Genomic DNA, 22,331 nt, shown 5'->3' with positions numbered 1-22,331 from the left:
CGCGATGCCGCTACAGGGCAGCACTGGCGCCGCTCTGTATGTGCTACTTACAATTTAGGCAAGCTGTGCCGCTGTCGCCTTCAGGGCTTCAAGGTCGTGCTGTCGATGTGCCAGCGCAACTGTTCGGCCGATGCTCCGGGCACGTTGTTGACACGGCGCAGGATGACCTCGCCGGTGATCGTGCGGTCACCATCGGAGATGACGACCGGCGCGGTGTAATAGATCGAACCGGCCGCACCTTCCTGCTGGCCCTCGCTGATGACCACCGATGGCGCCTTCAGTCTGCCCCAGGTTTCGGCGAACATCGCGTCGTCCATGCCGCTGCGATCGCCCTTGTCTGCCCAAAAGGCGCGGACACTGCGCCAGTCGCGCGCTTCGATGGCGGCGGCGAAAGCGTCGAGCACGTCCTCGGGCCGCTTGGCGAGCGAGGGCTGAGCCGCCTCGCCGGACAATGCAGGCTCGGCCTTCTGCACAGGGCTGCCGGAAGACAGCGCGGCCGGCGCAGCCATTGCTGCGCTCTCTTCTGCAGGGGACGCCGGTCCCCGCTGGCAGCCGCCAAGGTGGAAGACGAGTGCTGAAGCAGCAGCCATGACAAGTGCGGTGCGGATCATGCCGCAGGGACGAGTGGCAGCCGGTCCGGTTCCGTCCGTTAATGCAATCATTATCCAATTCGGAGGATGAGCTGCGCCCGTCAGGCGCGGATCAGCGTCCCGGCACCGCGCGCGGTGAAGATCTCCAGCAGCATGGCATGGGGCACGCGCCCGTCGAGCACGACCGTCGCCTCGCAGCCGGCCTCGACGGCATGCACGCAGGTTTCAAGCTTGGGAATCATGCCGCCGCTGATCGTCCCATCCTCGGCCAGCCGCGCAATGTCGGCGGGGCGAAGGTCGGTCAGCAGGTTCTTGTCCTTGTCGAGCACGCCCGGGACATCGGTCAGCAGGAACAGGCGCGATGCGCCCAGCGCTGCGGCAATCGCGCCGGCCATGGTGTCGGCGTTGATGTTGTAGGTCTCGCCATCCGGCCCCACGCCGATCGGGGCGATCACGGGGATCATTCCGGCATTGACGATAGTGTCGATCACGGTCGTATCGATCCGGTCGGGCTCACCGACGAAGCCGAGGTCGACCACGATCGGATCGCCATCTTCGCCTTCAATCGCCTTGGGCGACTTCTTTGACTGGACCTTGCGGGCAACGACCATGCCGCCGTCCTTGCCGGAAATACCGATGGCCTTGCCACCTGCGCGGGCGATCCAGCTGACCAATTCCTTGTTGATCGCACCGGCCAGGACCATTTCGGCGACTTCGGCGGTCTGCTTGTCGGTCACGCGCAGGCCGTCGACGAACTGCGATTCGATGCCGAGCGCTTTCAGCATCCGCCCGATCTGCGGCCCGCCGCCGTGAACGACGACCGGGTTGATCCCCACCGCCTTCAACAGCACGATATCCTCGGCAAAGTCCTGTGCCAGTTCGGGATCGCCCATCGCGTGGCCGCCGTACTTCACCACGAAAGTCTTGCCGGCATAGCGCTGGAGATAGGGCAGCGCCTCGGTCAGGGTCTCGGCCTTGGCAAGCATCGCGGGGTCGTGGTTCTGGCTCATGCGCGCGCCCTTACGCGCAATGCCTGCAGAATCCAATATTGGCGTTGCGCGCGTAACGGCAGCTTATGCCGCGTTGTCGAGTCTGCGGCCGATCTTCATTACCAGCGCGATGATCAGCGGCACCAGCACTGCCGACAGCACAACCTTGGCCAGCATCTGCCCCGCCATCAGGGTGGCAATCGGGCGCACGCCATAGAACGAGACCGAAATGAAGATCAGCGTGTCGACAACCTGCGAAAGCGCTGCGGCAATGAATCCGCGCACGGCAAGAAACCGCCCAGCCGCGCCGCGCAGGCGATTGAAGATCCACACGTTCAGCGTCACCGACACGCCATAGGCCATGATCCCGGCCAGCATCATCCGCCATGATTGGCCAAGGATGATCGGGAAGGCTTCCTTGGCGGGTTCGTACATGCCGGGGTCGGTCGGCAGGTTCAGCACGAACAGCGTCAGCGCGATGGCAAAAGCCAGCGGCAGGAAGCCATAGCGGACAAGGCGGTCTGCGGCGTCCTTGCCGTGCAGTTCGGCAATGCCGCTGGAAATGGCGACGAGGGTGAGGAAGGGAAATATCCCGGCCTCCACCGCAAGGGGGCCGAGCGCCACCTGCTTTGCGCCCAGCACACCGCCCAACGTCACCATTCCGCCATAGAACAGCGCGAAGAGGAACAGCGAACGGGGGATTGCGGCAGCAGGCGCGGTGGTATCGTGCATTTCGGGCCGATAGCGCGCTTTTAACCTCCCGCCAATTCGCTATTAGAAACCATTGCAACCAATTTGCCTCTCGGAGCAAGTCCTTCCCGATGCGTGTCGCTTCCAGTCTTCTCGGGATGGTGCTCATCCTTGCCCTCGCTTTCCTGCTCTCGTCGAACCGTCGCGCTATCCGCCTGCGCGTGGTGGCTGCGGCTTTCGCGCTGCAGGCCGGCTTTGCCGCGCTGGTGCTCTATGTCCCGGTCGGCAATCGCCTGCTGCAAGGTGCGGCGGGCGGGGTGGAAAGCTTGCTCGGCTTCGCCCGCGCGGGCGTGCAGTTCCTGTTCGGCCCCTTGGCAGACCCGGCGATCGGCGGCACCAGCTTTGCCATTTCGGCGCTGCCGGTGATTGTGTTCTTCGCCGCGCTGATCTCGATCCTTTACTACCTCGGCGTCATGCAACTGGTGATCCGCTGGATCGGCGGCGCGCTCGAGAAGGTCACCGGCATCAGCAAGGTCGAATCGCTCTGCGCCGCCAGCAACATCTTCGTGGGCCAAAGCGAATCGCCGCTGGTCATCCGGCCCTATCTGGCCGGGCTGAACCCCAGCCAGCTGTTCACCGTGATGACCGTGGGCATGGCAGGCGTCGCCGGCACGATCCTCGCCGCCTATGCCAGCATGGGCATCCGCATTGATTATCTCGTCGCCGCCGCCTTCATGTCGGCGCCCGGCGGCATCCTCATGGCCAAGCTGATGATGCCCGACGAGCCGCCGGTCCCCGCCGAGGTCGCCGACGAGGCGCTGCCCAACCCTCACGTCAAGCCCAGCCTCGCCTCGGACGAGGAGGAGCGCCCCGCCAACATCATCATGGCCGCAAGCCAGGGCGCGCAGACCGGCGTGAAGCTCGCTGTAGCGGTGGGCGCAATGGTGCTCGCGTTCGTCGCGCTGGTCGCGCTCGCCAACGGTGTGCTTGGCTGGATCGGTGGCTGGTTCGGCACGCCGGACCTGTCGTTCCAGATGGTGCTCGGCTATGTCTTCGCGCCGGTCTTCTATCTTCTCGGCGCAGACGGCTGGACCGAGGCGATGCAGGCAGGCGGCCTGTTCGGCAGCAAGATCGTCCTCAACGAATTCGTCGCCTTCATCGAACTGGGCAAGGACACTGCGCTTTCCGCGCACACCGTCGCCATAGTCACTTTCGCCCTGTGCGGCTTTGCCAATTTCAGCTCGATCGCGATCCAGATGGCCGTCACCGGCGGCCTCGCCCCCAACCAGCGCCCCGTCATTGCCAAGCTCGGCATCCGCGCCCTTGTGGCCGGCGCGCTGAGCAACCTGATGAGTGCTGCGCTGGCGGGGTTGTTCCTCAGCCTTTAAGGCTCGACCCCACCCTTGAAATCGTCGGCCCGGACTTGATCCGGGGCAGGGCCTTTCTTCGGCGAACGAAAGAAGAAGCCTAAGCCTGGATCAAGTCCGGGCCGACGATGAAAGCGGGATCACCCGTAATGCGCGGCCAGCAGGTCTACCGCCTTGGCCAGTTCCCCATCGAGGTAGCCCAGCAGCTTGTGCCAGTCGTGCGCGCCTGCAAGTTCGCCCGGTCCGTCCGATACGCCGCGCAGGCCAACCAGTGGCACGCCGAATGTGCGCGCCGCGCGGGCGACGGCGTAGGTTTCCATGTCGACCATGTCTGCGCTCACCCGGTCCCAGTGATCGCCGCTGACGACATCGCCCCCGCTCGACAGTGTGGCGATGGGCAGGTCCAGTGGCGTTTCCAGCGGCAGTTCCTTGGGTTCATCTAGATAGGGCACGACGCCGGGTTCCACGCCCAACGCAGATGCGTCCATGTCGCGCCACGAAACGCTGCCGATCTGGTGGATTGATCCCAGCGCACAGCGCCGCGATCCGGCCGAGCCGAGGCACACGATCAGGTCGGGCAGGGTGCCCGCTGCCTCCAATCGCGCCAGCGCCACGCCCGCGTGCAGCGCCGCCTCGACAGGTCCGATGCCGGTGATCAGCGGCACGAAGCGCGCGCGCAAGTGTGGGCCGTACTCCGGCTCGGCCGCCATCACAAACAAGCCTCGCTTCTTCCCCAGAGCTGTCAGCTCAACCATTCGCCTGCGCCTTCAGTTGATAAAGCAGATCAAGCGCCTCGCGGGGCGACAGCGCGTCGATGTCGAGGCCGTTGAGGCGCTCGCGCAGGGCGTCGACCTTTTCTTCTGCCGCTTCGATCGCGGCGGCAAACAGTGGCAAGTCATCCAGCCCCGCAGCCAGCCCGCCGGTGGCAGCGCGGCCCTTCTCCAGCTTTTCCAGCACCGATTTGGCGCGCTTGAGAACCGGCGCGGGAACGCCAGCCAGCCGCGCTACCGCCAAGCCATAGGACTTGTCCGCCGGGCCTTCCGCCAGCTCGTGGAGCAGCACCAGATCGCCCTTCCACTCCCTTGCGCGGACGTGATGAAGCGAAAGCGCATCGCAGCTTTCGGCAAGGCGCGATAGCTCGTGGTAATGTGTCGCAAACAGGCAGCGGCACTGGTTGATCGAATGAATCGCCTCAGCCACCGCCCATGCCAGCGACAGGCCGTCATAGGTCGAGGTGCCGCGCCCGACCTCGTCGAGGATGACGAAGCTGCGCTCCGTCGCCTGGCTCAGGATCGCCGCCGTCTCGACCATCTCGACCATGAAGGTCGATCGGCCACGCGCGAGGTTGTCCGCAGCACCAACCCGGCTGAACAGGCGGTCAACCAGCCCGATCGTCGCACCTTGAGCCGGCACGAAGCCGCCCGCTTGCGCCAGCAGCACGATCAACGCGTTCTGGCGCAGGAAAGTCGATTTACCGCCCATGTTTGGCCCGCCAACCAGCCAGAGCCGGTCCTGCGCATTGAGCGTGCAATCGTTGGCGACGAAGCGCTCGCCCTTGGCGGCCAGCGCTGCTTCGACCACGGGGTGGCGCCCGCCGATGATCTCGAGGCAGGGCTCGTCCACCACGCGAGGCAGCGCCCAGCCACCTTCGGCCGCCCGCTCGGCCTGTCCTGCGACCACGTCGATGCGGGCCAGCGCCGCTGCGGTCGCAGCAATTGCTTCCTTTGCGCGGATGGCGTGCGCCACCAGTTCCTCGAAATGCGCTTCTTCCGCGGTCAGCGCGTGGCCGCCGCTTTCGGCAATGCGGCTTGCTTCCTCGTGCAGAGCCAGTGCGTTGAAGCGCACCGCCCCCGCCATGGTCTGGCGATGGGTAAAGCCGGACTCGGGCGCCATCAGCCGGTCGGCGTGCTTTGCGGGGACTTCGATGAAGTAGCCCAGCACGCCGTTGTGGCGAATCTTCAGCGCTGTGATGCCGGTGTCGTCGCGGTACTTGGCTTCCAGCGCCGCAATCGCCCGGCGGGCATTGCCTGATACCCGGCGCAACTCGTCAAGCGCAGCGTCGTAGCCTTCGGCAATGTAGCCGCCCTGCGAGCGTTCGGTCGGCGGTGCAGGCACCAGTGCGCGGGCATAGAGATCGCACAATGCACCATGGCCGGACAGCGAAGGCAGCATCGCATCCAGTGGCTCGGGCCGGTCGGCGCGAGCGCGCAGAAGATCGTGAAGGCGGCGCGCTTCGGCCAATCCGTCGCGCAGTTGGCCCAGATCGCGCGGGCTTCCACGTCCCGCCACGACCCGGCCCAGCGCACGGCCGACATCGGGCAGGGCGCGAAGGATGCCGCGAATGTCGCCGCGCAGCAGCGGATCGTCGTGCAGCCAGCTGACCAGCTCCAGCCTGCGGTTGATCGCACGCGCATCGGTCAGCGGCGCGGACAGGTCCTCGGCCAGTTGTCGCGCGCCGGCACCCGTCACGCACCGGTCAATCGCCTCGACTAGCGAACCGCGCCGCGTGCCGCCGGAACTGACAAGAATCTCGAGACTGCTTCGCGTCGCCTCGTCCATTGCCATGTGCGTGCCGGCCTCACGCGCCACCGGCGGCAGCAACAGCGGCAGCGCACCGCGCCCGACATGGTCAAGGTAAGTGACGAGACCGCCAGCCGCAGCCAGCATCGCCCGCGTGAACTGCCCGAAGCCGTCCAGCGTCGAAACGCCATGCACCGCTTTCAGCCGGGCCTCGCCTTCATCGCTGCCGAACGACCGATTCGGACGCGGCACGCAATCAACTGGCGCATTCTCCCACGATTCGGGGGCAACGACTTCGCTCGCGCCAAGCCGGGCCAGCGCCGCGCCCATCTGCTCCGGGGCGCATTCCTCAAGCTCCATGCGCCCGGTCGAGATGTCGCAGGCGGCAATGCCGATAGTGCCGCGCACTTCGCACACCGCGGCCAGCACATTGGCCCGGCGCGGTTCGAGCAGCGCTTCCTCGGTCAGCGTGCCCGCCGTCACGAATCGGACGATGTCGCGCGCCACCAGCGCCTTGGAACCGCCGCGTTTCTTGGCCTCCTCGGGCGTTTCGACCTGTTCGGCGATGGCCACGCGGCAACCTGCCTTGATCAATCGGGCAAGGTAGCCCTCGGCCGAATGGACCGGCACGCCGCACATCGGAATTGGCGCGCCGCCATGCTCGCCACGGCTCGTCAGCGCGATATCGAGGACTTGCGCGGCGATCTTCGCGTCGTCGAAAAACAGCTCGAAGAAGTCGCCCATGCGGTAGAACAGCAGGCAGTCGCCAGCCTGCTGTTTAAGCGCAAGATATTGCGCCATCATCGGAGTTGGGGCATTAGGCGTCACGCGCACGTGGCTAGACGAGCGCGACGTGTTTCTCAAACCATCGACACCGGGATATCCGCAACTCCAGCGCACAGCCTGCGCAGAGCAGGCAGCATGGGGACGGTTCCGGTCTTGTGGGGGTACTTACGGTTTGACGCAAGTCCGCGAAAAGGATTGGCTCCGGGGTCTCAAGACTGCCTGGGCCCGCGCAGGTGCGCTGCCGTGGCTTTCCGGCCCCGGCATCCTCATCGCCGTGCTGCTCGTCTGCGCGCCTTTCGCGCTGGTCGAAGTGCCGCCCCTGATCGACGTGCCGGGCCACATGGGCGCCGCCGCGATCGAGGCCGCCGGTCCCGGCAACCCGCTCGAACAGTACTTCACCTGGAAATGGGTGTTCACGCTGAACATCGGCGGCGGCGTGCTGATGAAGGTGCTCGGCGCACAGTTCGGCATCCTTGCAGCGGGCTGGTGGAGCACCGTGCTCGCCACCGGCCTGTTCGCTGGCGGCTGCCTGTGGACCATCCGCATGCTCAACCCCAAGGGTGGGCACGCTGCGGCATGGTCGCTGATGTTCGTGTTCAGCTTCCCGCTGCTTACCGGATTCCTCAACTATATCCTCGCCACCGGCCTCTCGCTGACCGCGTTCGGCGCCTCCCTGTGGCTCGAACAGCGCAACCCCAGGGCGCGCGCCGCGATGCTAGTGATCGCGCAGCCGGTGGCAATGCTGTGCCATGCAATCGGCGGCCTGCTGCTGGCGCTGCTTGTCGGCGCACACGCGTTCGGTCGCGCGCTCGACGAGTTGCCCGAAGGCTGGCGCTGGCGCGATCTGACCAACCGCCAGTGGCTGCGCACGCTTGACTGGAAGGCCATTGGCCTGCGCCTGTGGCAAGCGTGCTGGCCGCTGCTCGCCACGGTGATCACGATCGTGCTGTGGAAGGCGTTCTCGCCGCCCGTCCAGTCGATGAACATCTGGCGCTGGGACCAGAAGGCCTGGTCCTTCGTGCTGACCTTGCGCGACCAGTCCAAGCTGCTCGATGCCGGGACCACGATCATCGCCTGCCTCTTGGTGCTGGTCGGGCCGTTCCTCGGCGCAAAGTGGCGCTTCCGGCAGGGCATGCCCGCGCTGATGGTGTTCCTGCTGTTTCTGGCGATCCCGAGCGACATCAACGGGTCGGCCTTCGTGGACATCCGCATCCTGCCGGTTGCCGCCATGCTCGGCCTCGGCCTGCAGGATTGGAGCGGCGCCCGCCGCCCGCAATGGGCCCGCGTCGTCGCTTATGCTGGCATGGCCCTGCTAGCTGTACGCCTCACCGTCACGGCGTGGAGCTTCAACGGCTATGCCGAGGACTACAACAAGCAGCTTTCCGCGCTGACCCATGTCGAACCCGGCAGCCGCGTCCTCGCATTCGTCGAGCATTCCTGCCTCGACGAATCCTGGCGCAACACCCGCCGCGATCACCTCGCCAGCCTTGCCAGCCTCTACCGGCAGGCCTGGGTCAACGACAATTGGGCGGTCCCTGGGCTGCATATGGTCGTGCCGCGCTTCCGCCCGGGTCGCAACTTCACGGCGGACCCCTCGGAGTTCGTCTGGTCGCGCGGTTGCGCCGGCGGCTGGCGTCGCAACGTCGATACTGCGCTCAAGTACGCCCCGATCGAGCGCGTGGACTATGTCTGGCTGATCGACACCGGCCTGCCCCACCGCGCCGATCCTCGTTTGCAGCTGGTCTGGCAGGAAGGACGCAGCCTGTTGTTCAAGGTAAGGCGCCTCGGCATCCCGACGTGGCAACCGAAGGATTTCTGAAGCGACATGCCATAGCTTGCGCGTAATACGGTTTCGGCAAATTTGGTGTTTTCGAACTGTTGCGCACTGCCTGCGCGCCTTGACGTAGCGTCAAAGGTCGGACACTGCCTTTGCCTATTGTCCGATTAAACTTGGGGAACCATGTCCGAGGAAAGCAACGTCCGCTTCACCGAACGCGAGGCGCTTTTCTACCACAACACGATCCGCCCGGGTAAGATCGAGATCATCGCCAGCAAGCCGATGGCGACCCAGCGCGATCTGTCGCTGGCCTATTCTCCCGGCGTCGCGGTTCCGGTCCGCGCCATCGCCGAAGATCCCGCCACCGCCTATGATTACACCGCCAAGGGCAACCTCGTTGCGGTGATCTCCAACGGCACTGCGATTCTCGGCCTCGGCAATCTCGGCGCGCTGGCATCGAAGCCGGTGATGGAAGGCAAGGCCGTGCTGTTCAAGCGCTTTGCCGACGTCGATTCGATCGACATCGAGCTCGCCACCGAAGATCCCGACGCTTTCATCGAAGCGGTTGCGCTGATGGAGCCCTCGTTCGGCGGCATCAACCTTGAAGACATCAAGGCGCCCGAATGCTTCATCATCGAACAGGCCCTGAAAGAACGCCTGAAGATTCCGGTGATGCATGATGACCAGCACGGCACGGCAATCATTTCTGCCGCTGGCCTGCTCAACGCCTGCCACCTGACCGGGCGCAAGCTTGAGGACGTAAAGGTCGTGGTCAACGGCGCAGGCGCTGCGGCGATTGCCTGCACCGCGCTGATCAAGGCCATGGGCGTTCGCCACAACAACGTGATCATGTGCGATCGTTCGGGCGTGATCTATCGCGGCCGCGAAAGCGGGATGGACCAGTGGAAGAGTGCGCACGCGGTCGATACGTCGGCCCGCAGCCTTGAGGACGCGCTGGTCGGAGCCGACATCTTCCTCGGCCTTTCCGCTGCCGGTGCGCTCCGTTCCGACTGGATGGCCAAGATGGCGCCGCAGCCGATCATCTTCGCGATGGCCAACCCGGACCCGGAAATCACGCCGCCCGAAGCCAAGGCCGTCCGGCCGGACTGCATTGTCGCCACGGGCCGTTCGGATTACCCGAACCAGGTCAACAACGTGCTCGGCTTCCCCTTCATCTTCCGCGGCGCGCTCGACGTTCAGGCGACGACGATCAACGAGGAAATGAAGATCGCCGCCGCCGAAGCCATCGCCAAGCTGGCGCGCGAGCCGGTGCCCGAGGAAGTGGCGGCTGCCTATGGCATCAACCACACCTTCGGTCTCGACTACATCATCCCCGCGCCGTTCGATCCGCGCCTGATGGAAGTCGTGTCGTCGGCCGTGGCGCAGGCCGCGATGGACTCGGGCGTGGCGCAAAAGCCGATCGAGGACATGGATGCCTATCGCACCAGCCTCAAGGCGCGCCTCAACCCGACGACCTCGGTGCTGACCAACGTCTTCGCGCAGGCCAAGGACAATCCCAAGCGCGTCGTCTTTGCCGAGGCCGAGAACGAGGTGGTGTTGCGTGCCGCGATCCAGTTCAAGGATTTCGGCTATGGCACTCCGGTGCTGGTCGGACGCACCCAGGGCGTGCTCGACCTGCTGACCGAACTCGGCGTCAGCGACCCCTCGTCCTACGAGATCCACAACTCCGCCGTCTCGCCGCTGGTGCCCGAGATGGTTGCCTACCTCTACGAACGCCTCAAGCGCCGCGGCTATCTTGAGCGTGACGTCAAGCGCATGGTCAACCAGGACCGCAACGTCTTCGCCTCGCTGCTCGTCGCCCTCGGCCATGGCGATGCGCTGATCACCGGCATGACGCGCACCTTCGCGCAGTCGATGAAGGAAGTGCGCCGCGTTCTCGATCCCAAGCCCGGCCACCTGCCCTTCGGCATTCACCTGATGGTCGCCAAGAACTACACCGTGTTCCTGGCCGATACGACCGTGAACGAGCGCCCTTCGGCCGAGGATCTGGCGCATATTGCCAAGGAAACGGCCGCCGTCGCACGCCGCATGGGCCACGAACCGCGCGTCGCGTTTCTCTCGTACTCTACCTTCGGCAATCCTTATGGCCGCTGGCTCGAATCGATCCGCGGTGCGGTTGCCATCCTCGATGCCGAAGATCCCGGCTTCGAATACGAAGGCGAAATGGCCCCGGATGCCGCCTTGAACCCCAAGGTCATGGCCAACTATCCCTTCAGCCGCCTTTCCGCTCCCGCCAACGTGCTGATCATGCCTGGCCTGCAGTCGGCCAACATCTCGGCCAAGCTGCTGCGCGAACTTGCCGGCAATGCCGTGATCGGCCCGATGCTGCTGGGCATGGAAAAGCCCGTCCAGATCGCCCCGATGACCTCGCTCGCGCCCGATATCCTGACGCTGGCGGTGCTGGCGGCGGCCGGGGTCGTGGGGTAATGCCCACCCCGACCCCTCCCGCTTGCGGGAGGGGGTTAAGAAGGTGGCATTTGCACCCTCCCGCATGCGGGAGGGTCGCGAGACTTACTGAACGTAGTGAAGTTAGTCGCAGCGGGGTGGGCACCCTGCGCAACGCCTTTCTCAGATCAACCCGGCCAGCGGACTGCTTGGATCTGCATACTTTCGCGTCGGCATGCGGCCCGCGAGGTAGGCATCGCGTCCGGCCTGCACCGCCAGCTTCATCGCGCGGGCCATGCGGATCGGGTCCTTGGCTTCGGCAATCGCAGTGTTCATCAGCACGCCGTCGCAACCAAGTTCCATCGCCACGGCAGCTTCCGATGCGGTGCCGACGCCCGCGTCGACCAGCACCGGCACCTTGGCGCCTTCGACGATCAGCCGCACCGTCACCTTGTTCTGGATGCCCAGGCCCGAACCGATCGGCGCGCCCAGCGGCATGACCGCCACCGCGCCGGCGTCCTCAAGCTGCTTGGCCGCAATCGGATCGTCCACGCAATAGACCATCGGCAGGAAGCCTTCCTTGGCCAGCACTTCGGTCGCGCGGATCGTCTCGATCATGTTGGGATAGAGCGTGCGCGCCTCGCCCAGCACTTCAAGCTTCACCAGATCCCAGCCACCCGCCTCGCGCGCCAGGCGCAGCGTGCGGATCGCGCTTTCGGCATCGAAGCAGCCTGCGGTGTTGGGCAGGTAGGTGATCTTCTTGGGGTCGATATAGTCCGTCAGCATCGGCGCCTTGGGGTCCGACACATTGACCCGGCGCACCGCCACGGTGACGATCTCCGCCCCCGAAGCCTCGACCGCCGCAGCATTCTGCTCGAAGTCCTTGTACTTGCCGGTGCCGACGATCAGGCGCGAGCGGAAGGTGCGTCCGGCAACGGTCCAGGTATCATTCGAATCCGTCACGTCGCTTTGTCCTCCGCCTACGAAATGTACGATTTCCAGAACGTCGCCCTCGGCAATTGCCACATCGGCCAGCGTCGAACGCGGCACGATCTCGCCATTGCGCTCGACCGCAACCTTGGTCGGTTCGAGTTCGAGGCTGCGAACAAGATCGGCAATCGATCCGGGCGCGGCACGACGCGGTTCGCCGTTGACGGTAAGGGAGAGCATTCCAGTCATGCGGCCCGCTTTAGCGAGGCGGGGGCAGCGTGCAAGTACGGCCTTAGTGAGAGGCGCGCATGTTGATGAAGTGCGCAGTGGCTACAAGAATGACGCCGCCCACCGTCAGCGCTACTTCGGCGTCGCCATGGCCGACTGCGACGGCTGCGCCCATCAGCGCAAGGCCGGTCCCACCAATCGCCAGTGGCAGGAAGCGCCCGTGCCGCAGTGCGCCGATGCCGATGGTTGCCGCGCCGATCACCAGCGCGAATGCCAGGCCCCAGCGGTGGATGTCGGGATTGAGCAGCACGCCGCCGCCAATGCCGAGCATGCCCACAAGAAACAGGCCTGCCACGCAGTGAATCAGGCACAGCCCCGAAAGGAGCACGCCGATCCGGTCAAGCCGGGCACGCAGGGCAAGCAGGGCATCACTCATGCGCTGGCATATATGTTATAATGTAACATCGCGCAAGAAGGCCTCATGAGATTCTGTCCTGTCCGAAGGTCCACGGCCCTGCCCGACAATCGCTCTTGCGATTCCGCGAAGGCAGGAGCAGGGGCAGCGCCATGAGCAACCCAAAAACCATCGGGGTCTCGCCCAAGCTTCGCAGCGACGCCATCGCCCTGTCGCGCTGGCTGTTCCTCGTCGCCTTCATGGTCCTCGCCATCGTCGTCGTCGGCGGCATCACCCGCCTGACCGAATCGGGCGTATCGATTACCGAATGGAAGCCGGTCAGCGGCACGCTGCCACCGATCACCGAAGCGCAGTGGCAGGCGGAATTCGACGCCTATCGCGCCACGCCGCAGTACCAGCTGGTCAACGGCCCGGCGGGCATGACGATCGAGACCTACAAGTTCATCTTCTTCTGGGAGTGGGTCCACCGCCTGCTCGCCCGCACCATCGGCCTGGTCTTTGCTGCACCGCTGGCGTGGTTCTGGGTCAAGGGCCGTATCCCTGAAGGCTACAAGCCGCGCCTGCTCGCCCTGCTGGCACTGGGCGCGCTGCAGGGCGCAGTCGGCTGGTGGATGGTCAAGTCCGGCATCGTCAACGACGTCAAGGTCAGCCACTTCCGCCTCGCCACGCACCTGCTGGTCGCATTGTTCACGCTCGCTGGTCTCGTCTGGACCGCGCTCGACCTGATCGCGCTGGGCAAGGGCGAGGGCCGTTCGAAGCTCCGGGGCCTCGGCCTGCTCGCTCTCGTCATGCTGGTGTTCCAGCTATTCTACGGCGCGCTGGTAGCGGGCCTGCGCGCCGGAACTTCGGCAGGCGGCGGCTGGTTCAACTGGGACGCCTGGCCGCTGATGCAGGGCAAGGTCTATCCCGATGGCGTCGACTGGGCGATGGGCGCAGGCCACGCGCTCCTGTCTGATCCATTCCTTGTCCACTTCATCCACCGCTGGTGGGCTTGGGGCGTGGTTGCCGTGCTGGTCGTCGTCGCCCGCAAACTGCGCCGGACCGACCGCAAGGCCTCTGTCGTGCTGCACTCCGTCTTCGGCACCCAAGTCCTGCTCGGCATCCTGACGGTATGGAGCGGCGTCGCCATCTGGCTCGGCGTCCTCCACCAGCTCGTCGGCGCGCTGCTCGTGGCGACGACGGTATGGTGCGCCCACATCCTCGGCAGCCCGAGACACGCTGCGAAATGACCGCCGCGCTGATCTGGTCCACCTTCGGCGACGCGGAAAGCGCTGAAGCTGTGGCAGACACGCTGCTCGAAGAGCGCCTGATCGCCTGCGCCAACATCCTCCCCGCCGTTCGCTCGCTATACCGCTGGAACGGCGAGCGCGGCGAGGGCAGCGAAGTCGCCGTCCTGTTCAAGACCCGCGCAGAACTGCTGGACGCGGCCGTCGCTCGCCTCGAGGCACTTCACCCCTACGATGCGCCCGCAATTTCAGGCTGGCGCTGCGATGCGGCGGGAGCGGCGACGCTGGGCTGGCTGGACGGGGATTGCAGGTCACCGAATTTGTAGTGGTATTATTTTACCTCTCCGAAAACCCGCAGTTTGCTTGACTCTGGCGGGCATTTGCAACAAAGGCGCGCTTCCTTCGTCGTGAAGCAGCGGATTCCCGCTTGGATCGACGCACCGAATTCAGGGAACCCGTAGCCATGAAGGCTCTCAGCAAGGTCACCCGGTCGATCAAGCCGGCCGAGGTGGAGAAGAACTGGCATCTGATCGATGCCGAAGGCATGGTCGTCGGCCGTCTCGCCGTCGTCATCGCCAACCATCTGCGCGGCAAGCACAAGCCGAGCTACACCCCGCACGTCGATTGCGGCGATCACGTTGTCGTGATCAACGCCGACAAGGTCAAGTTCACCGGCAACAAGCTGAAGAACAAGACCTACTACAAGCACACCGGCTATGCCGGCGGCATCAAGGAAGTCACCGCGGACAAGGTCCTCGGTGGTCGCTTCCCCGAGCGCGTGCTTGAAAAGGCGGTTGAGCGCATGATTCCCCGCGGCCCGCTCGGCCGTGCGCAGATGCGCGCCCTTCACCTCTATGCCGGTGCCGAGCACCCGCATGGCGGCACCCAGCCGGTGGCGCTCGACGTCGCCTCGATGAACCGCAAGAACAAGGTGGGTGCATAATCATGGCCGAAACCGAAAACACCGTGTCGAGCCTCGCCGACCTCAAGGACCTGACCGCAGCCGCTCCGGTTGCTGCTGCTCCTGCCGAAGCTGGTGAAGCCGCTCCCGTCCGCACCGGCCCCGCTGCCGTGATCCGCGCTCGCGAAGTCGATGCGCAGGGCCGTTCCTACGCCACCGGCCGCCGCAAGGACGCCGTGGCCCGCGTGTGGCTCAAGCCCGGTTCGGGCAAGGTCACCGTCAACGGCCGCGATCAGGAAGTCTACTTCGCCCGTCCGACCCTGCGTCTGGTGATCAACCAGCCGTTCGAAGTCGCCGGTCGCGAAGGCCAGTACGACATCGTCTGCACCGTCAAGGGTGGTGGTCTTTCGGGCCAGGCCGGCGCGGTCAAGCACGGCATCGCCCAGGCCCTGTCGAAGTTCGAACCCGAACTGCGCAGCGCCGTGAAGGCCGCCGGCTTCCTTACTCGCGACCCGCGCGTCGTTGAACGTAAGAAGTACGGCAAGGCCAAGGCCCGCCGCAGCTTCCAGTTCTCGAAGCGCTAAGCTTCTTGCCGCAAGGCAGAACGAAATCAGGGGCTGGTCTTCGGACCGGCCCCTTTTTTCATGGGCGTGCATGTCGCTTGCCCATGCCCAACCCTTCCCGCTCATCCTGAGCTTGTCGAAGGGGGAAGGGACCGAGGCTTATCGAGCCGAAGACGAACTAGTCGCAGCGGGTGGAGAGCTTCCAACCCCTTGAGCTCGCTCACTCGGCAGGCGCGAACTGCTTGGCCAGCGTGTGGTAGAGCTTGGGCTTGCACACCTTGGCACTGGCCCAGTCGGCGATCAGTGCCGTTGCGAACAGTGGCGGGACCATCGTCCGGTCCGCCGTCATCTCCATGATGATGATCGAGGCGGTCAGCGGCGCGCGAACGACGCCGGTGAAATAGCCGATCATCCCCAGCACCACGATCGCCCCCGGCGCATCCCCGGGGCCAACCTCGGCATAGCCCGCAGCGAGCAACTGCCCGACGCCCGCGCCGACGGACAGTGATGGGGCGAAGATGCCACCCGGCGCGCCGCTCAACGCCGTTGCCAGCGTCGAGACGAACTTGCCCGGCCCGAACAGCAGCGAAGCATCGCCCCCTGCCAGCAGCAACTTGGTCGTGTCATAGCCCGTGCCCCAGCTCGACCCGCTGGTGGCAAGCCCGGTAAGTGCCACGACCAGTCCGCACCCTGCGGCAAGAAGGATCGGGTGGGCGCGAACCTGCAGCAGCATCGGGCTCTGCGAAAACGCCATCCCGATCAGAGCCCGCGAGAACAGCCCGCCAAGCACGCCACCGACCAGTCCTGCCAGCGGCGCCAGCACGAACAGGTCGGACAAAGGCAGGCGCTGTGCCATCGCGCCGAAGTAGACATAGTCCCCCGCCAGGCCGAGGCTGACCACACCGGCGATCATCACCACGGCCATGACCAGCACCGCCAGCCGCTGCTCGAAGGCCGAAGCCAGTTCCTCGATCGCGAAAGCCACGCCCGCCAGCGGCGTGTTGAACGCCGCAGCGACGCCCGCCGCGCCGCCGGCAATGATCACGCCTGCCGTAACCGGCACGCGCAGCCAGCGATGAACCGCCACCATCAGCGCCGCGCTCACCTGCACGGTCGGTCCTTCGCGTCCCGCCGATCCGCCGACCAGCAGCAGCGCTGTGGTGCCAAACAGCTTGCCCACCGCGCTCTTCATCGAAACCAGCGGTCCGCGCGCCGCAGCCGTCGGATTGTGTCCGGCGGCCATGACTTGCGGAATGCCCGAGCCGCGCGCCGCCGGAAACCAGCGCCGCGTTGCCCAGACCACGCCTGCAAAGACCAGCGGCGTCAGCACCAGCGGACTCAGCGGCGCAACGCGGTAAAGCACGGCGAACAGCGTCTGCGCCCACTCGCCCGCCCGCGCGAACAGGACCGCCACGACGCTGAGCAGGATCGCGCCGCCAAGCGCCGCTACCCTCGCCCGTACCGAAGGCAGGCTGGCGTCCTTGAATGCCTTGCGGAAATCAAACACTTGCATCCGACGCGATTAGACCGCCATGGACTGGCCGACAAGGAGAGGACGGGAATGAGTTCGGCAACGGGGGCCTCAAGGCTCGGCTGGTTCCGCACGGGCTGGCAGCGGGGAGCGATCGGCGCAGTGCTTGGCATCGCGCTTGCCGCGCTGCTCGGCCATCTGGTTCCGGCAGGCGAGGGCTTGCCGTGGATCATGGCTCCTGTCGGGGCTTCGGCCGTGCTCGTCTTTGCGGTGCCAGCCAGTCCGCTGGCACAACCGTGGCCGGTCGTCGGCGGCAATCTCATCTCGGTCCTGGTCGGCATGGCCGTGGGCAAGCTTTGCGCGCTTGGCGGGATCGGCGCGCCCGTGGCCGTCAGCCTTGCAGTTGGCGGTGCGATTGCCGTGATGGCCATCGCCCGCTGTACCCATCCCCCGGCGGCGCGGCGGCGATACTCGGCGCCATGGCCGGGATTGCGCCTGCCGCCCATTTGCCCGGGCCACTGGCTCCGCTTGCGCTCAACGTGATCGGCATTGCTGGCGTCGGGTGGCTCTACAATGCCATGACCGGGCACCCCTGGCCGCACATCCCGGTCGTGCCACCATCCCCGGCGCCCTTGCGCACCGTGACTTATGACCGCGAAGATCTCGACGCCGTCCTTGCCGACTGGGACGAGACGCTCGACGTCGAACCCGATGATCTCGACGCGCTGTTCCGCGCGGTCGAACGCCGCGTGCTGCGGCGCTGGGAGGATGATCACAAGTAGGTGTCAGAACAGGCTGGGCTGCTCCGGCTTGCGTGGCGCAGGGGAGGCGGCGGGTGCAGTTTCCGCCACATCGATCTCCATCATCGCCGCGTCGGCATAGGGGCGCTGCATCGCTGCCGCCGCATCGCCTTGCGCCGTCAGCCACTGATGCGCGGCTTCCGCCGTGCCGAGGATCACCGGCATCGCCTTTGGATGAATCCGCCCGACCACGGCGTTGGCCTCGCACGTAAGGAAAGCAAAGCGCGGCCCTTCCGCCGTCGGTCGCCACAGTCCGGCGAAGGCGAACAGTTCCTGCTCCTTCAGCGCAAACCAGTGCTTGCGCTTGCGCCCGGTCACCGGATCGGGCGTCTGCGACCACTCGGAGAAGGCCGTCACCGGCACCAGGCAGCGCCGATTCGGGTCCTCCAGCGCCGCCCGCCACATCGGCGAGGCGAGGTTGCGGATGTTGGTCACCGGGCGCTTCACTTCGCCGAAAGGAGGCCAGCCCCAGCGCATCGTGCCCAGCCTGCGCGTCGGCCCGCGCGCGATCAGCACGGGCGCCTCGGCGTCGGGGTAGATCTCCGAAAACGCCGGGAGATTGACCTGCGCATTCGCCAGTGGCGCGAACATCTGCGCGATGGCTTGCACGTTGCTGGTCATGCGATACAAGTTGCACATAACAACCAGATATGTGCGGGAGAGCGCCATGGCCACCCATTTGCGGCCGAATATCGAATGCAGCGATGCCGAATGGCATGCCCGGCAGGAACTCGCCGCCTGCTACCGCATCTATGATCACCTTGGCTGGTCCGAATCGATCTACAACCACATCTCGTTGAAAGTGCCGGATCAGGAAGGCGCCTTCCTGATCAACCCGTTCGGCCTGCTCTACAGCGAGGTTACCGCCTCAAACCTCGTCAAGATCGACATCGACGGCAACAAGCTCGACGACAGCCCCTATCCGGTGAACCAGGCAGGCTTCACCCAGCACGCCTACTTCCACCGCCACCTGCCTTGGGCCCACGCCATCTCTCACGTCCATACGACCGAGACGATGGCAGTGTGCAGCCTTGAAGAAGGGCTGATGCCGATCAACTTCTACGCCTGCAACTTCGCCGGCCAGCTCGCCTATCACGATTTCGAAGGCGTCACCGTCCGCGCCGAGGAAGGCGAGCGCCTGCTGGCCAACCTTGGCGACAAGCGCGTGCTGATGCTGCGCAACCATGGTCCGGTGGTGCTGGCCCAGACGCTGCAGCAGATGTTCATCACGCAGTGGAGCCTGCAGCGCGCCTGTGAGATCCAGATGGCGACGCTGTCGATGGGCCGCCCGCCAATCCATGTCGGCGAGGATGTCATCAAGGTGCACCAGCGCGATCTTTCGCAGGTCAGCGCCGGCGGTCGCGTCGGCGAGGCGGACTTTGCCGCATGGACCCGCCGCATCGACCGGATCGACCGCAGCTGGCGGGATTGATCGAAACGGGCGCGGCGGGCTAAGCCACGGCCATGGCCCGCCTCACCGTCAACAACCAGCCCGTGCAGTATCGTCTCGAGGACGATACCCCGTTGCTCTGGGCGCTGCGCGATGCGGCGAACCTCACCGGCACCAAATATGGCTGCGGCACCGGCGAATGCGGCGCCTGCATGGTCATCGTCGATGGGCAGGCTATGCCCAGCTGCACCCTGTCGCTGGGCGAGGCCGAGGGGCGTAGCGTTACCACCATCGAAGGCTTGTCGGGTGACCGCTCGCACCCGGTGCAGCAGGCCTTGGTAGCCGAACAGGCGATCCAGTGCGGGTTCTGTACGCCCGGCATCGTCATGGCCGCAGCCGCGCTGCTGACCAGTAACGCCAGCCCGAGTGATGAAGACATCGCCCGCGCCATCACCAACATCTGCCGCTGCGGCGTCTATCCGCGCCTGACCCGTGCGATCCAGCGCGCGGCCCGCGTCATGCGCGGCGAGGAGACGATCAGTGCCGCCCCGCCACCGGCGATCGTCGCGCCCGGCGCAGGCTGAAAAGGGTGGCGCCCTCCCCTCGCGAGGGGGAAGGGGAGAGCGCCGGGGGTGTTTCAGAACTTCGCGCGTACCGTCAGGCGGGCGTTGAGCGGCTCGCCGGTAGAGATGTTGTTGTCGGTGTGTGCGGCGGGGAAGTAGTCGGTGTCGGTCAGGTTCTCGACGTTGAGCTGGATCGAAAGGTTCTCCGACAGATCGTAGAACACCGCTGCGTCGACGCGGGTGAACGCCGGCAGCGTCACCGCATTGCTGATCGTGGTGAAGCTCTTCGACTGGTGCGTCAGCCCGAGGCCGAGGCCGAGCTTGTTGGTCACGTCATAGCGCGTCCATGCCGATGCCTGATGGCGCGGCAGCTGCGAGAGCTTGCGCCCGGCAGGCGCAGCCGTGGTCTGCGAACGCACTTCGCCATCCTGCAGCGTATAGCCCAGGCTCACCTGCAAGTCGGGGAGCACACGGCCCGCCAGCGACAATTCGACACCCTTGGCCCGGGTCTTGCCCGAAAGCTCGGGCAAGCCGGTAACCGGGTTGTTGAAGCGCGAATTGTCGCGATCGAGCTGATAGACCGCTGCCGTGAATGCAAGGTTCGGGTTCACGTCCCACTTCACCCCCGCCTCGATGTTCTCGAAGCTTTCGGGCGCAAGCGTCGCCTGCACCGGATCGAGCGCGCCGAACTGGTCGCCCGATTGTGGCAGGAACGTGCGGGTGAAGCTGCCATAGAAGCTGACGTTCTCCTGCGGCTTGAGGATCACGCCAAAGCGCGGCGACCACTTGCGGTCGGTGCGCGATGCGCCCACGCCGTTGATCGCATTGCGGCCGGTGATGCGGAACTCGTCATAGCGAACGCCTGCGACGACCTGCAGGAACGAGGCCAGCTCGATCTGGTCCTGGATATAGGCCGAGATCGTGCGCACATCGGTGTTGCTGTTCGACACGAGCGCGCCATAGGCCAGCGCGGGCACGGTCAGCCGTCGGGCCAGTGTCACGCTGCCGCTGGGGGTGTTGCGGCGCGTGGCGAGTGTGTCCTGATCGGCAAATTCGACCCCTGCCAGCAGAGTGTGGCCGATCCCGCCGGTCTGTCCGGTCCAGACGAGGTTCGCCTGCCCGATCCAGCTGCCGCGTACGGTGCCGCTCTCGTATCCGGCAAGCGCGACGGTGTTGTTCGTGGTGTTCACGGCGCCGCTGGCGAAGATGTTGCCATAGAGCTTGTCGGTGTGGCTGTACTGGCCAAGCACGTTGAAGCTCAGGTTCTCGGCCAGTTCGTGGTCGAGCCGGGCCTGCGCGATGTGCGCCTTCACCGTGGCGATGTTGGTATCGGCGCGGCCGAAGAAGGTATCGTCATAGCCGGTCAGCGGCTTGCCGTTCAGCGAGGGCACGCCGCGATCGGTGATGCGGCGATCATCGTCGTAGTTGTAGGACAGCTCGATCCGCGTGGCTTCGCCGGGCTGGAAGGCCATGGTCGGGTTCACGCCGATGAAGCGCCCCTCGAACTCCTGGCGGTGGTTGTCGAATTCCTCGTAAGTGGCATTCAGGCGCCCGCCGACCGTTTCTGTGAAGGGCTGGTTCCAGTCGGCGGCAAGGGCGAACGCGCCGAAGCTGTCGACATTGGCGCTGGCCTGGCCCTTGGTGCGGTCAAGGTCAGGCGTCTTGCTGACGCGGTTGATCACGCCGCCGCCGCCGCCACGGCCGAACAGCAGCGCATTGGCACCCTTCAGCACTTCGACGCGCTCGATGTTGTAGAGCGAGCGGTAGTACTGCGTGTCGTCGCGCAAGCCATCGAAATAGAAATCTGCCGTGGTGTTCTGGCCGCGAATGGTGATCTGGTCGCGGTGGCCTTCGCCCTGGCCAAGCACCACGCCTGGGACATAGCGTAGCGCATCGCCAAGCTGGGTGATGCCCTGATCGTCAAGCTGCTCGCGCGTAAGCACGGTGATGGTCTGCGGCACGTTGACCAGCGGGGTGGGCGTCTTCACCGCATTGGCATCGACCGGGCGATAGCCGTCGGCAGTGCCGGTCACCACGATCACCGTGTTGCCGCTCTCTGCATCCAGCGCGGCATCGGCGGGCACCAGTTCCTCTGCAAAGGCGGCAGAGGGCATCAACATGGTTCCGGCGAGCAGCAGACTGGAAAAACGGTTCACGGTAGTCCCCTTGGCATTCAACGCTTGCGATAATCATTCGCAAGAGGGCGAGTATTGCGACTCAATCGCACTTGCAAGCCAATTTTTGCGAATTTTTCGCAATAACATTGACCTGCATCAAGACGCAGGCGTTGCGGCCAGTGTTTGCGGGGCTATGACGCTTGAAACGCACCTGCAGGAGGCACCGATGAAGGCAACGATCTGGCACAACCCCAATTGCGGCACCTCGCGCAACACGTTGGCGATGCTGCAGGAAGCGGGCGCGGAGGTGACGGTGATCGAATACCTCAAGACCCCGCCCACCGCCGAAAAGCTCGCCCAGCTCTACCGCGACGCAGGGATAACCCCGCAACATGGCCTCCGCCTGCGCGGCACCGACGCCGAAGAGCGCGGCCTCCCCGCAGCCGACGACGCCGCCGTCCTCGCCGCCATGGCCGCCGAACCCAAACTGATCGAACGCCCGCTGGTGGAGACGGACAAGGGCGTGCGCCTGTGCCGCCCGAAGGAAAAGGTGCTGGAGATTTTGTAAGAAGCGGGGGAAGGGCGGCGCCTATGATCTTGCG

At 65.5% G+C, this 22,331-nt stretch carries 22 protein-coding genes; 12 read left to right on the top strand and 10 right to left on the bottom strand.

The features are described from left to right. Positions 1-80 precede the first annotated feature (80 nt). The 3 genes from C7W88_RS04300 to C7W88_RS04290 form a co-directional block, all read right to left on the bottom strand. Positions 81-611 (bottom strand): hypothetical protein, encoded by a 531-nt coding sequence (locus C7W88_RS04300; RefSeq protein WP_118072613.1) that lies wholly within the window; start codon positions 609-611, stop codon positions 81-83. 80 nt (positions 612-691) lie between these two features. Then, positions 692-1,600 (bottom strand): acetylglutamate kinase, encoded by a 909-nt coding sequence (argB, locus tag C7W88_RS04295; protein ID WP_118072612.1) that lies wholly within the window; start codon positions 1,598-1,600, stop codon positions 692-694. A 63-nt stretch (positions 1,601-1,663) separates the two neighbouring features. Continuing rightward, positions 1,664-2,311 (bottom strand): queuosine precursor transporter, encoded by a 648-nt coding sequence (locus C7W88_RS04290; protein WP_118072611.1) that lies wholly within the window; start codon positions 2,309-2,311, stop codon positions 1,664-1,666. 89 nt (positions 2,312-2,400) lie between these two features. On the opposite strand from C7W88_RS04290, the gene C7W88_RS04285 reads away from it, so the two are divergent. Continuing rightward, positions 2,401-3,657, top strand: a complete 1,257-nt coding sequence (locus C7W88_RS04285; protein WP_118072610.1) for a NupC/NupG family nucleoside CNT transporter — start codon at positions 2,401-2,403, stop codon at positions 3,655-3,657. A 119-nt stretch (positions 3,658-3,776) separates the two neighbouring features. On the opposite strand, the gene C7W88_RS04280 is transcribed toward C7W88_RS04285, so the two are convergent. Both C7W88_RS04280 and mutS read right to left on the bottom strand, forming a co-directional pair. Beyond that, on the bottom strand, positions 3,777-4,391 hold the full coding sequence (locus C7W88_RS04280) for a 5'-methylthioadenosine/S-adenosylhomocysteine nucleosidase (RefSeq protein ID WP_118072609.1): 615 nt from the start codon (positions 4,389-4,391) through the stop codon (positions 3,777-3,779). Further along, positions 4,384-6,960 carry a DNA mismatch repair protein MutS gene (gene mutS / locus C7W88_RS04275; RefSeq protein WP_118072608.1) on the bottom strand — a complete coding sequence of 859 codons (2,577 nt, stop codon included), beginning with the start codon at positions 6,958-6,960 and terminating at the stop codon, positions 4,384-4,386. The genes C7W88_RS04280 and mutS overlap by 8 nt, the downstream gene beginning before the upstream one ends. Positions 6,961-7,114: 154 nt before the next feature. Between mutS and C7W88_RS04270 the strand changes: the two genes are divergently transcribed. Both C7W88_RS04270 and C7W88_RS04265 read left to right on the top strand, forming a co-directional pair. Next, a complete protein-coding gene (locus tag C7W88_RS04270; protein ID WP_240344817.1) occupies positions 7,115-8,761 on the top strand; it encodes a hypothetical protein in 1,647 nt (548 codons plus the stop codon). A 141-nt stretch (positions 8,762-8,902) separates the two neighbouring features. Beyond that, a complete protein-coding gene (locus C7W88_RS04265) occupies positions 8,903-11,167 on the top strand; it encodes an NADP-dependent malic enzyme (protein ID WP_118072607.1) in 2,265 nt (754 codons plus the stop codon). 141 nt (positions 11,168-11,308) lie between these two features. Here the strand turns inward: C7W88_RS04265 and thiS are convergent, their stop codons facing one another. Both thiS and C7W88_RS04255 read right to left on the bottom strand, forming a co-directional pair. Further along, positions 11,309-12,304 (bottom strand): sulfur carrier protein ThiS, encoded by a 996-nt coding sequence (gene thiS / locus C7W88_RS04260; protein ID WP_118072606.1) that lies wholly within the window; start codon positions 12,302-12,304, stop codon positions 11,309-11,311. A 43-nt stretch (positions 12,305-12,347) separates the two neighbouring features. Then, positions 12,348-12,719 (bottom strand): MerC domain-containing protein, encoded by a 372-nt coding sequence (locus C7W88_RS04255; protein WP_118072605.1) that lies wholly within the window; start codon positions 12,717-12,719, stop codon positions 12,348-12,350. Positions 12,720-12,850: 131 nt separating this feature from the next. Here C7W88_RS04255 and C7W88_RS04250 point away from each other — a divergent pair, with 131 nt between their 5' ends. The 4 genes from C7W88_RS04250 (at position 12,851) to rpsI (ending at position 15,409) form a co-directional block, all read left to right on the top strand. Next, positions 12,851-13,927 carry a COX15/CtaA family protein gene (locus C7W88_RS04250; RefSeq protein ID WP_118072604.1) on the top strand — a complete coding sequence of 359 codons (1,077 nt, stop codon included), beginning with the start codon at positions 12,851-12,853 and terminating at the stop codon, positions 13,925-13,927. After that, positions 13,924-14,250 (top strand): divalent-cation tolerance protein CutA, encoded by a 327-nt coding sequence (gene cutA, locus C7W88_RS04245; protein WP_118072603.1) that lies wholly within the window; start codon positions 13,924-13,926, stop codon positions 14,248-14,250. The genes C7W88_RS04250 and cutA overlap by 4 nt, the downstream gene beginning before the upstream one ends. A 137-nt stretch (positions 14,251-14,387) precedes the next feature. After that, positions 14,388-14,867 (top strand): 50S ribosomal protein L13, encoded by a 480-nt coding sequence (rplM, locus tag C7W88_RS04240; protein WP_039332974.1) that lies wholly within the window; start codon positions 14,388-14,390, stop codon positions 14,865-14,867. A 2-nt stretch (positions 14,868-14,869) separates the two neighbouring features. Further along, a complete protein-coding gene (gene rpsI / locus C7W88_RS04235; protein ID WP_039332972.1) occupies positions 14,870-15,409 on the top strand; it encodes a 30S ribosomal protein S9 in 540 nt (179 codons plus the stop codon). Between the two features lie 199 nt (positions 15,410-15,608). Here the strand turns inward: rpsI and C7W88_RS04230 are convergent, their stop codons facing one another. Then, complete coding sequence (locus C7W88_RS04230; RefSeq protein ID WP_118072602.1) at positions 15,609-16,901, bottom strand: chloride channel protein; 1,293 nt, start codon at positions 16,899-16,901, stop codon at positions 15,609-15,611. A 48-nt stretch (positions 16,902-16,949) separates the two neighbouring features. On the opposite strand from C7W88_RS04230, the gene C7W88_RS04225 reads away from it, so the two are divergent. Both C7W88_RS04225 and C7W88_RS23465 read left to right on the top strand, forming a co-directional pair. Further along, on the top strand, positions 16,950-17,402 hold the full coding sequence (locus tag C7W88_RS04225; RefSeq protein WP_240344816.1) for an HPP family protein: 453 nt from the start codon (positions 16,950-16,952) through the stop codon (positions 17,400-17,402). Next, complete coding sequence (locus C7W88_RS23465; RefSeq protein WP_240344815.1) at positions 17,366-17,641, top strand: hypothetical protein; 276 nt, start codon at positions 17,366-17,368, stop codon at positions 17,639-17,641. Before C7W88_RS04225 ends, C7W88_RS23465 begins: the two co-directional genes overlap by 37 nt. A 3-nt stretch (positions 17,642-17,644) precedes the next feature. Here the strand turns inward: C7W88_RS23465 and C7W88_RS04220 are convergent, their stop codons facing one another. Further along, positions 17,645-18,298 (bottom strand): SOS response-associated peptidase, encoded by a 654-nt coding sequence (locus tag C7W88_RS04220; RefSeq protein WP_118074570.1) that lies wholly within the window; start codon positions 18,296-18,298, stop codon positions 17,645-17,647. Between the two features lie 28 nt (positions 18,299-18,326). Here C7W88_RS04220 and C7W88_RS04215 point away from each other — a divergent pair, with 28 nt between their 5' ends. Together C7W88_RS04215 and C7W88_RS04210 are read left to right on the top strand one after the other, a co-directional pair. Further along, entirely contained in the window at positions 18,327-19,091 is a 765-nt protein-coding gene (locus C7W88_RS04215; protein ID WP_118072601.1) for a class II aldolase/adducin family protein, read from the top strand. 32 nt (positions 19,092-19,123) lie between these two features. Continuing rightward, positions 19,124-19,633, top strand: a complete 510-nt coding sequence (locus C7W88_RS04210) for a (2Fe-2S)-binding protein (RefSeq protein ID WP_118072600.1) — start codon at positions 19,124-19,126, stop codon at positions 19,631-19,633. A gap of 53 nt (positions 19,634-19,686) precedes the next feature. Here C7W88_RS04210 and C7W88_RS04205 read toward each other — a convergent pair whose 3' ends face one another. Continuing rightward, the gene (locus C7W88_RS04205; protein WP_240344813.1) at positions 19,687-21,768 is read right to left on the bottom strand and encodes a TonB-dependent siderophore receptor; all 2,082 of its coding nucleotides are present in this window, start codon (positions 21,766-21,768) and stop codon (positions 19,687-19,689) included. A gap of 187 nt (positions 21,769-21,955) precedes the next feature. On the opposite strand from C7W88_RS04205, the gene arsC reads away from it, so the two are divergent. After that, complete coding sequence (arsC, locus tag C7W88_RS04200) at positions 21,956-22,297, top strand: arsenate reductase (glutaredoxin) (protein ID WP_118074568.1); 342 nt, start codon at positions 21,956-21,958, stop codon at positions 22,295-22,297. The last annotated feature ends 34 nt before the right edge of the window (positions 22,298-22,331 follow it).

The organism is Novosphingobium sp. THN1, from assembly GCF_003454795.1.
GTDB lineage: Bacteria > Pseudomonadota > Alphaproteobacteria > Sphingomonadales > Sphingomonadaceae > Novosphingobium.
The sequence above is the reverse complement of the archived record's forward strand: the minus strand, read 5'-3'. Positions and strand labels throughout refer to the sequence as shown.

Excerpts from the sequence above, each read along its gene's own strand:
- C7W88_RS04300 (WP_118072613.1), bottom strand. The coding sequence starts at position 611 with ATGATCCGCACCGCACTTGTCATGGCTGCTGCTTCAGCACTCGTCTTC.
- argB (WP_118072612.1), bottom strand. The coding sequence starts at position 1,600 with ATGAGCCAGAACCACGACCCCGCGATGCTTGCCAAGGCCGAGACCCTG.
- C7W88_RS04290 (WP_118072611.1), bottom strand. The coding sequence starts at position 2,311 with ATGCACGATACCACCGCGCCTGCTGCCGCAATCCCCCGTTCGCTGTTC.
- C7W88_RS04285 (WP_118072610.1), top strand. The coding sequence starts at position 2,401 with ATGCGTGTCGCTTCCAGTCTTCTCGGGATGGTGCTCATCCTTGCCCTC.
- C7W88_RS04280 (WP_118072609.1), bottom strand. The coding sequence starts at position 4,391 with ATGGTTGAGCTGACAGCTCTGGGGAAGAAGCGAGGCTTGTTTGTGATG.
- mutS (WP_118072608.1), bottom strand. The coding sequence starts at position 6,960 with ATGATGGCGCAATATCTTGCGCTTAAACAGCAGGCTGGCGACTGCCTG.
- C7W88_RS04265 (WP_118072607.1), top strand. The coding sequence starts at position 8,903 with ATGTCCGAGGAAAGCAACGTCCGCTTCACCGAACGCGAGGCGCTTTTC.
- thiS (WP_118072606.1), bottom strand. The coding sequence starts at position 12,304 with ATGACTGGAATGCTCTCCCTTACCGTCAACGGCGAACCGCGTCGTGCC.
- C7W88_RS04255 (WP_118072605.1), bottom strand. The coding sequence starts at position 12,719 with ATGAGTGATGCCCTGCTTGCCCTGCGTGCCCGGCTTGACCGGATCGGC.
- C7W88_RS04250 (WP_118072604.1), top strand. The coding sequence starts at position 12,851 with ATGAGCAACCCAAAAACCATCGGGGTCTCGCCCAAGCTTCGCAGCGAC.
- cutA (WP_118072603.1), top strand. The coding sequence starts at position 13,924 with ATGACCGCCGCGCTGATCTGGTCCACCTTCGGCGACGCGGAAAGCGCT.
- rplM (WP_039332974.1), top strand. The coding sequence starts at position 14,388 with ATGAAGGCTCTCAGCAAGGTCACCCGGTCGATCAAGCCGGCCGAGGTG.
- rpsI (WP_039332972.1), top strand. The coding sequence starts at position 14,870 with ATGGCCGAAACCGAAAACACCGTGTCGAGCCTCGCCGACCTCAAGGAC.
- C7W88_RS04230 (WP_118072602.1), bottom strand. The coding sequence starts at position 16,901 with ATGCAAGTGTTTGATTTCCGCAAGGCATTCAAGGACGCCAGCCTGCCT.
- C7W88_RS04225 (WP_240344816.1), top strand. The coding sequence starts at position 16,950 with ATGAGTTCGGCAACGGGGGCCTCAAGGCTCGGCTGGTTCCGCACGGGC.
- C7W88_RS04220 (WP_118074570.1), bottom strand. The coding sequence starts at position 18,298 with ATGTGCAACTTGTATCGCATGACCAGCAACGTGCAAGCCATCGCGCAG.
- C7W88_RS04215 (WP_118072601.1), top strand. The coding sequence starts at position 18,327 with ATGGCCACCCATTTGCGGCCGAATATCGAATGCAGCGATGCCGAATGG.
- C7W88_RS04210 (WP_118072600.1), top strand. The coding sequence starts at position 19,124 with ATGGCCCGCCTCACCGTCAACAACCAGCCCGTGCAGTATCGTCTCGAG.
- arsC (WP_118074568.1), top strand. The coding sequence starts at position 21,956 with ATGAAGGCAACGATCTGGCACAACCCCAATTGCGGCACCTCGCGCAAC.